Below are 9,858 nucleotides of genomic sequence, written 5' to 3'. Positions count from 1 at the left end.
ATATTATTGTTTGAATTTATTAAGTTTATTATTTTTTTTAATCGGTTTTTCAGATCAATAATATTCATTTGATAGGCATTGCCTATTGTATTAATTATATTGATCGTTAGAATCATATTTACAGGCCAGGTAAAGGAATCTATTGTTTACACAACTTAAGTGTTATTAGTTGTTAGCTATATGAAATATAGACTTTTTTGTAATGTCTTTTTATGACAATGCAGAGTAGCTGACTTAATCAATCATTGTACAATATTTAGGCTGGTGGTGATGGGCAATGATAGATGATAATGAATGTCAATATAACTAAGTATATACGTAAAAACACATGGTTGTTTATCTGCTGAGTGTGGTCAAATAAATTATTAAACAGCTTGAATCTTGGGCGACAAATTAATTTTGCCAACAAAAATCTCTTGGGATGAAAATGAATATAATAGGCTAAATATTGAAGTTTTTAATAATATTTAAAGTGCAAGAGATTGGTTGGTGATTTTTTGTCCATAATTTCTTAATGTTGATACCAATGGAAAGAACTAATTTTATAGATGAAAAATTCTATTTAAAGGAAAATTAATTAAATTGATTAATCCAATGTGATGAACAAAAAATTCGTAAAAATAATATGTGCTGAATGTAATTTTCTGTCCGTTTAAAATATGGAAAATATTAAAATGATTTTTATATACAGATAATTATATGCTGAGGCTCAATTAACTGCCTTCAGTTTTTATGGTTGTGTTTATCATCCGTAAAACTAAATAAAAGGATTTAAGTAATGTTAAGGATAATGCTTTCATTAATATAAATGCAGTTGGTTTATTAATGTTAGTGAAGTGGCTTTATATTCATCAATAAAATGAAACTAAATCTCTTATTAAATAAGTTGATGGTTTCCCTTTGTATTTTTTTTAAGGACATTAAATGAAATTAACTCAATTAGCGGTTGCATCGGTATTTGCTGCATCTATTCTTCCATTAAGCGCAATGGCAGATAATACTGGTACCATAAATTTTGTGGGCTCTGTTGTTAACACACCTTGTAATATTCAACAGTCTTCATTAAAGCAAACCGTTGACTTTGGTCAACTCTCTCGTAATGCCCTCGAAAGTGGACAAATCGCAGAAGCAGATTTCGACATTACCTTTACTGGCTGTAACTTTGCCGATTTCAGTGAAACAGAAGATGAAGAAGGCAATGTCACAAAAAATCCTGTTAAATCAATGGACATAGTGTTTACTGGGCAAAACTATTCGACTGATAGAACATTATTATTAACATCAGCAAATAACACCAATAATTTAGGTATCGCCATTGATGGTTTTGAATTTGGTAAGGCAGAAAATGTGTTACCTAATGGTGATTTAGGTACAGAAGTTACACTTAACTTCAAAGCGTTAGCCAAAGCGATTGATCAATCTAAGAGTGTTGCTGAAGGTCAGTTCAGTGCCATTTCTAATTTCCGTATTACATACCAATAAAACAGTAGTGGGTCATTAGTATGTTTGATGATCCCTATTGCTTACGAAAAGGGTGATTTGCCCTTTTCGTATTCTCAATTAAAACAATAAACGAATTTATTCGCTGAGCTAATCACTATCGATGGCTTTCACCAAACATGATTAGTTTTTATCCACAATGAGCGTTGCCGAGTAAATTTGATAATCGGATTACTAATGTAAGGAAAAATAAGTGACTGCGTATTCACGGTTTGGCTTACCTGTAATCAGTGTTCTTTTCACACTGTTTTTTGGTCAAATATCGGCTTTTGGTAGCGAAAATGTGGGGATCCGTCATGAGGGTACTACACAACTCGTCGGTCAGGTTATCTCTACCCCATGTTCTATTGTGATGTCAAGTCGTTATCAAACCGTCGATTTTTCCTCATTAACTATCACAACGCTCGCCACAATAGCAAAGCGAGAACAACACACACATCCTTTTACTATTGAACTTCGTGATTGTGGAAGTCTGTATAACGAGATTGATAGTAAAACATGGACGATACGTTTTGACGGACAAGGAGCTGATAATGTCCATGCCTTTGTTTTACAAGGACCTTCTCAAGGGTTAGGGATTGCTGTGCTCGATAATATGAAGAATGTATTGATCCCAGGCAGGACATATCCCTTGTTTGAGAGCGTGTTACAACAGGATAAATCGAAAAATGCCTTGTTTTTACGATATTTCTTACAGCTAGAGTTAACCGGAAAACCGTTACAAGCCGGTAGCTATCAAGGGCTCGTTCGTTTTTTTATCGATTATCAATAAGTACAGTCATTTTCTTCAATAGTCACATTGAAGGCTTATTTTTGCAGTCTTTAGGATGGAACAAGGTATGATATTCAAACACAGCAAAGTGAAACTGGCCGTATTAGTGGCTGTGAGTGCCAGTGCATTTACTGCGTATGCAACGGAGTTCAATACGGATGTATTGGATGCAGAAGACATACAAAATGTGGATATGAGCCAATTCTCTGTTGCTGGTTATGTGCCTCCTGGACATTATGTATTAACCGTATTTGTTAATGGCCAACGTTTAGGTGCGCCTCGTGATATTACTGTCTTTGAGCAAAGTACGCCACAAAAAACAAGTAATCAACTTATTTGTATTCCCACCAATTTACTTGATCTTATTGGCCTAAAAGACTCAGTAAAAGAAAAAGTGACATTTTCTGACGATGGTCAGTGCCTCGATTTATCTGGGTTAACCGGAGTACAGTCGATTGTTGAATTATCTACCTTATCGCTGAAAATCACCATTCCTCAATTATGGATGGAATATCGTGATCCTAACTGGATACCACCGGCACTCTGGGAAGAAGGTATTAATGGTGCCTTTATCGATTATAACGCTAATGCGACCGTTACAGAAGAAAGTCAAGGCAATAAACAGGTGTATTTATCAACCAATGGAACGACTGGCGTTAATATTGGGAGTTGGCGCTTTCGAGGGGATTATAACGCGACATATCAAAATCAACATGGTGGCAATAATCAACAAGAAACCCATCGTTTTGATTTTAACCGATTGTATGCATTTACTTCTTTGAAGAAACAAGCTTCAATTTTGACTATCGGGGAAAACTATTTCTATTCTGATGTGTTTGAGTCATGGCAATACAGCGGTGTTTCCCTTGAAAGTGATGACCGAATGTTACCACCCAAATTAGTCGGTTACGCGCCAGAAATCATTGGTGTAGCAAATACTAATGCCACTGTCATTGTACGTAGTCAAGATCGCGTTATTTTAGAAACAACGGTACCTCCAGGGCCATTTCGTATCCAGACATTGGATAGCGGGGTGCGAGGCGTACTGGATGTGACGGTGCGTGAAGAAAATGGTGACGAGAAAAAATTTAGTATTAGCACCGCATCACTACCTTATTTAACGCGTCCTGGGCGAATTGTCTATAAAGTAGCCACCGGAAAAACTCGCTATAATGGCCATAATCTCACGGGTAAGCCGGTGATTAGTGGAGAGCTATCCTATGGGTTATCTAATGCGTGGTCACTGTACGGTGGGTCCCAACTCAATGAGGATTATCAAGCGACGGCGCTTGGTATTGGACGAGATTTATTCTCCTTTGGTGCTTTATCATTCGATATTACGCAATCTTTTTCACACTTTGCAGACAAAAATCAGCAAGGACGTTCATATCGTCTTAATTACGCCAAATCATTTGATGCATTACGCACTGATATCACTTTTGCAGGGTATCGATTCGCAGATAGAGATTACCGAACCTTAACTCAGTTTATGGATCAAGATCGTACAGGAAATGAAATACAAACACCTAAAGAAAATTATCAAATTTATCTGAATAAATATTTCGATAATTTTAATTTATCGCTGAATTATCAACATAGTACTTATTGGCAGGATACACCTCAGACACAATATGGTTTATACGCCAGTACGAACATCAGTATTCCTGGATTATCACAACAAGACGCTAATATTGCTTTATCGGCAACTCGAACCGAGCGCCATAATGGCTATCAAGATGATTCGATTAACCTGTATTTAACGGTTCCTTTGTACAGTGGGCATAACATAACGTTTTCTGAGTTGTATTCGAGAGCGGGTGGTGCAAATCAATATAATCACAGTGTTGGGTATAGTGGCTATAACGATCGCGATAACTACAGTCTGAATATTGGGTATAACCATGGGGAAAATATGGACAGTCAATCGAGTTTTAGTGGTTATTATTCACGAGATTTTTCTCAAGCTAATTTGACTGCGAACGCAAGCTATGTACCACAACAGTATCGTAGTGTTGGTGTGTCTATTAACAGTGGCGTCACGGCAACAACACACGGTGTCGCGCTTCATCGTAGCGCAAATGGGGATACTCGACTAATGATTGAAACGCCAGGCATAAGCGATGTTCCGTTACAAAGTGGGATTATTAAAACAAACCGATTCGGGCTTGCTGTTATTCCTAATATTAATAGCTACCGTAAGTCCACCGCATCCATTAACACTAGTCAGTTACCCGACAATCTAGAAACACTGGGTTCAACGACAGACATTACATTAACCAAAGGGGCGATTGGCTATCGTAGTCTATCTGTGATGAAAGGTGAAAAACTGTTTGCCATCTTATCCTTAAGTAACGGTAAAAATCCGCCTTTTGGCGCAAGTGTGCGCAATGCGGATAATCGTGAATTAGGCATTGTAGGTGAAGACGGTGTGACATGGTTAGTCGGGATCTCAGCCAATGAAATGTTATCTGTTTATTGGGGTGGCAAAAAACAATGTGATTTACACCTTCCTAATGATATCACGTCACTATCAAGCATGTTATTGCTGCCATGTTCGCTAGCGACAGAAACAAGCACGCCACATTAAACAGTAAAACACAATAAAGCAGTAAATAAGTTATTAATGTATTTTATGAGGTCAATTATGTTGAATTTAAGTCAAAAATTAATCAAGGCAATTGCTTGCATTACTGCTATCATTTCTGCAAATGCCTATAGTGCAGTCACATTAGATAGAACACGAATTATTTTTCCGGGATCAGAAAAATCAATTAATATCACCATTACTAACGATAATCCCGAAGAGGCCTACTTAGCCCAAAGTTGGATTGAAGATTTGCAAGGAAATAAATTAACTCAAGGTGCTATTTTGGCGACACCGCCATTACAGCGAATTGAACCCAATAGTAACAGCTTAGTCCGTTTAAGCACCACCCCAGTATTAAGCCAATTACCACAAGATAGAGAGTCGGTATTTTATTTTAATTTACGAGAAGTTCCACCGAAATCGACCGATGGTAATACTCTACAAATTGCATTGCAATCACGAGTAAAACTGTTTTATCGCCCTGTTAGTATTTTGTCTGAATCACAAACCAAATGGTCACATAAAGTGACGCTGACTAAAATCGCGAATGGTTACCGTATCAATAACACCACGCCTTTTAATTTAACCGTGATTGGTTTTGGTAATAGCAAAACGGCATCTGAGCAAAGTGCATTCGATGTAGTGATGATACCTCCTAAAACGGCCCATGATGTCGATTCAACTGCCATGTCCACACCTTATCTAACGTATATCAATGATTATGGTGGTAAGCCAACGCTAGGATTTCGTTGTCAAGGTGAAACTTGTACGGTTACTAACGAACAGTAATATTTAGATGCGATTACGCACGAGACTAGATGATGAGTAAACACAATATATTAGTAAAAGCAACTGGGTATCTGGTGACATTACTGATTGTTGGTAGTGCATTAAGTCAGTTGGCAATAGCAGGTAGCACTGTCGCCAGCACGCCGGTCAATCAATCAAGTTATGAACCTTTGCATCAAGGTCACATACAGGTGAATGCCACATTATTTAATGCACCGTGTAATTTAAGCTTAGATAAGGTCGTGCGTTTGACTGAGTGTGGGGCAGGAAAGGATTACCGAGAAATGGCGTTATCTGATATCGCGGCCAATACCCCCGTGAGTATACGATTTTATGATGCTCATCATGGTGTGTTTTCGCAACGTCATTCACTTTCTTTACAAAATGGCGATAACCCACTCATTCTTCCCGTCATGATGAAAGACCAACATATATTGCGTTTAGAGGTCAGTTATGAATAAAGCAGCAAAATATGGTTGGCTGTTGCCGGTGATATTTTGGGGTGATTTATCTCAAGTACAAGCAGCGAATAGCTTAGATGTTGAGTTTAGTGGTGAATTAGTTACTACCGCATGTCAGGTTAGCGCTGATTCCCTTAATCAAAAAATCACGCTGTATAATTTACGATGGCAATCGATTAATGAAACGGGGGTCAGTGACGTGACTCCATTTTCGATTGATATTGACAAATGTAGTGAAGTGGATTTGCAAAAAATCATAAAACTCACATGGCAAAGCAATGACTTGGTCAATATTGGTAGTGATACCTTTTTAACCACTAAAGGTGAAAGTGGTGTGCTTCTAGGGCTTGTCGACAACAATAATACGCCTTTAATTTGGAACCAACCGATGACAATTGGCGATGTTAATGTTGTGGAAGGATTACAGCAATTTGATTTTGGTGTATTCGTTCGTAAGCCCGCGACAGGAGATGCTAACACTGGGGATTTTTCTGGCATAGTTACCTTCAATGTGGAGTATGAATAATGTTTATATTCAATAAGATATCAATACCCATTGCGATAGTATCAATGCTTACAGTATTCAGTAGTCATGCTGACGTCTTGATTGATGTAACGGCCACCATGGTTGAGCCCGTTTGTAATGTCCGCAGTGAAAATAGTAGTTCACCTTTAAAAATTGGATTCAATAGCGTTAACATCGCGTCCTTAAGTCAATCAGCGATTGTTAAAGATTTTTCGCTTTATATTTCAGATTGTAATTTCAACAACACATTGGCTGTAATGATGACATCTAAGAGTGGAAGTACCTTGTTATATAACGGAAAAAATATTTTAGCCACCAGTACTGATGGGTTAGGCATTGATTTCAATGAAGTAACGGGTGGCACTGTTCGTCCTCTGGAGATGAATAAAAACCAACGCATTTACCCTGAGCGAGTTGATGAGACACTTTATCGTCTGGATTTACAAGCGCAGTTAGTGAGTACCCTTCCTATCAATGAATTAGCGTTAGGCAAATTTACATCAACAGTGACATTTTCTGTTACCTATTATTAATCAGGGAGTATTTATGTTTCCTTTGAAAAAAAAGTACTTAACGAATTGGTGGCGATCACTTGAAGTACATCAATCGTTGATACGCCAAAACAAAAAACAGGTATTATTAATCAGCCAAGTATTGCTTGGTTGTTTACTTTTTCCTTCCGTGACTGAAGCCAGTTATGCAGGTAAGATTGTAAACTCAAATGACGGATATCGTATTGCTCTGGCTAGTAATACTTCAATCGCTTCAGCACCAGTGGTCGGCTCTGATGGCCGAAATTATTATAGAGTAGGAGAGCCGATTGTTGTCAATCAGTCTAGCTCATCTGTTGTTTCATCTGGCCAAGTAAATTGTATGGGGAGGACATGGGGAAATAGCACTGCATATCTTCCTGTCAGTAACGTATGGCACCGTTTATTTATTTATTCTCCTTCGACGGGTATTACTCTAAATGGTAAAAGAGCCTATCGCATTAATAATAATTTAATTATGACAGTTGAAAGTGAAATACTTAATTGGAATAAACTATCTGGCTTAGGCAATGGTTGTAGTACCGCATTTACTGGTATTCGAGCCATTACAAATTTTACTCAGCAATTTCCATTTACAATAACATTTTTTATCAATGATCGTATTATTGATGGTCAAGTCGTAATTCCTGCTATGGATTTGGGGGGATATGTACGTGCATTTACAAGCCCAGATGTTGCTCCACCTTATGATACATGGCCAATAGAAGAATCAACAGCCCCAATGCGATTGACATCATCCACATTAAATCTGGTTGCAGCTTGTAATACAACGACCAGTTCTGGGCAAGCGACTACGCTTAACTTACGACACAATCAGCTGAGCACCTTAAATTATAACGATACTGTAACCGAAACCATAACTTACAATTGCAAATTTTCAATGCCAACAAAAGTACGATTACGTCTCGATTATGCGACAGATGGAGATGCTCAAAAACGATTACCGTTGATAAACAGTCAAGATAGTACCAGCAAAATCTATAGCGATTTGACCATGACTCATGAAGCCTCTAATCAAACAGGTAAAGACTTTAAAATAGATATTGAAGAGATAAGCACCGTTAAGATTAGCAGTCATATTCAAGGAACGAATGCAATGCCTGGTGATTATAAGGGGTCTGCTTGGTTGATAGCGACATTCGATTAATTGATGGCTCTGATATTAATTTTCTAACAGCTCCACATTTATTTAATGTCATAATTAGATAGTCACCTAATATCAAGCACATTCAGTTTCTATGTATTCGATAACGAAGCCATCATGCTTTTTATCAATAGGTTTTTGTCATGCAGAAAAAGAACAGCATAAAATTCATGGTGTTAATTGGATTTTATGCTGTTTTATTATGAGGTGATACTTATTAAGACAATATAGAACTAGAGTGTGGGTTACACATCAAACCGTTATTTCGATTTTATCTTATTGATTTATAAAAATTCTATTTCGACTGGTTCAATTCGTATTCAGTCGTGTACTTATTTAAAACAATATAACCGTTGAAGTAGTATTGATAAAATTATCTAAGTAAAAGTGTATCAATATCAAAGTGTTTATAATAGGTATTTATGAATGAAATCAAACTTTAGGTCTGTTTCCTCATAGAAGACTATATAACGCTAGATAATTAATTATTGTAATAATAGATTATTTTCATTTTGGTGAGTAATTAGTGTGGGCTTTTGTTTTTCATTAGTCAAAGAGAAGATAACACTATACCTTACTAAACCACCTATTCCCCAAAATGGGTCTGAATCATAATAAAGCTCAGAAAGAAAAGTCATATTTTGTTAAACATAGCTCTGAATATACTCTCCTTTATTATCATTAACGTTACTATGTCAGATAGCGGCTAATTGAAAATCACATCATGTTTTAATGCATCAGCAAAAGAGCCTATATTTGTAGGTATTAGATGTAGAAATTTTGCTTTAATCTGATGTGCACTAATAGTCCTAGATGCTGCCCCGTCCAGTTATACCCTCTTATTTTGTATTATAAAATATTTCAGTAAAAAGTTGATAGAGATAAGATACGATAGAATAAATAAACCGTCGGCTTAAATTTATTAATAAGACTGGGTAGATAGGAAATGTAACGATTAGTATGGCGTTATTATAAATGGAGAGTAGATATTCTTAAGAATTAATTTCTAAACAAGTATAGTGAATGCACTTTTACTTGTTAGTGAGAAAAAGAGTATAAAGTTAGTCTTAGTTTATGTGTACTAAACATTATAATATGTTGAATTGGATATGGATGAGAAGTGGATGAGAAATAGATAAAGAGATGTTAATTTTTAATAGGCAATGAAAGGTACATGTTTTATAGTTTCTTTAATTTATAGTTAAAGTATTTATTAAAAGTGAACTTCGGGTTATTTTTAATTTCAGCTAATTATAGTTTTATATTTTACTAAAATAAGCTTATGTTGGTTTAATCTAATTTATCTTAAGTTTATTCACTGCATTTTTTTATTAATGTTTAATATTTTTATTTTTATAAAAGTTTGTGTTAACTTTAACTTATTGTAAATTATATATTTTTGTTAAGTTATTTGATTTTAAAATTACTCATAGTTGCTTATACTTATTGCGTTAATAAAATAATTAATCTACTTTTATTAGTAATGATTAAATAAAAAAGTTATTGGATTGTAATATATGTACCGCCA

Annotated in this window: 8 protein-coding genes; all 8 read left to right on the top strand. The window is 36.0% G+C overall.

The genetic code is table 11. From position 1 onward, the window contains the following. Positions 1–924 precede the first annotated feature (924 nt). A complete protein-coding gene (locus tag M983_RS01095) occupies positions 925–1,482 on the top strand; it encodes a fimbrial protein (protein ID WP_066745730.1) in 558 nt (185 codons plus the stop codon). A gap of 211 nt (positions 1,483–1,693) precedes the next feature. Beyond that, a complete protein-coding gene (locus M983_RS01090; protein ID WP_066745727.1) occupies positions 1,694–2,272 on the top strand; it encodes a fimbrial protein in 579 nt (192 codons plus the stop codon). Positions 2,273–2,327: 55 nt separating this feature from the next. Beyond that, positions 2,328–4,859: a fimbria/pilus outer membrane usher protein gene (locus M983_RS01085; protein WP_066745724.1), complete on the top strand. Its 2,532-nt coding sequence runs from the start codon at positions 2,328–2,330 to the stop codon at positions 4,857–4,859. 57 nt (positions 4,860–4,916) lie between these two features. After that, a complete protein-coding gene (locus M983_RS01080; protein WP_066745721.1) occupies positions 4,917–5,648 on the top strand; it encodes a fimbrial biogenesis chaperone in 732 nt (243 codons plus the stop codon). A 29-nt stretch (positions 5,649–5,677) separates the two neighbouring features. After that, a complete protein-coding gene (locus tag M983_RS01075; protein ID WP_245683988.1) occupies positions 5,678–6,109 on the top strand; it encodes a fimbrial protein in 432 nt (143 codons plus the stop codon). Next, positions 6,102–6,635: a fimbrial protein gene (locus tag M983_RS01070; RefSeq protein WP_066745714.1), complete on the top strand. Its 534-nt coding sequence runs from the start codon at positions 6,102–6,104 to the stop codon at positions 6,633–6,635. Before M983_RS01075 ends, M983_RS01070 begins: the two co-directional genes overlap by 8 nt. After that, complete coding sequence (locus tag M983_RS01065; RefSeq protein ID WP_066745711.1) at positions 6,635–7,168, top strand: fimbrial protein; 534 nt, start codon at positions 6,635–6,637, stop codon at positions 7,166–7,168. Before M983_RS01070 ends, M983_RS01065 begins: the two co-directional genes overlap by 1 nt. 13 nt (positions 7,169–7,181) lie before the next feature. Further along, a complete protein-coding gene (locus tag M983_RS01060) occupies positions 7,182–8,333 on the top strand; it encodes an adhesin (RefSeq protein ID WP_066745708.1) in 1,152 nt (383 codons plus the stop codon). The last annotated feature ends 1,525 nt before the right edge of the window (positions 8,334–9,858 follow it).

Origin of the sequence: Proteus myxofaciens ATCC 19692 (assembly GCF_001654855.1) — a bacterium.
Lineage (GTDB): Bacteria > Pseudomonadota > Gammaproteobacteria > Enterobacterales > Enterobacteriaceae > Proteus > Proteus myxofaciens.
Note: the sequence above shows the minus strand (reverse complement) of the source record. Positions and strands in the feature narration are given on the sequence as shown.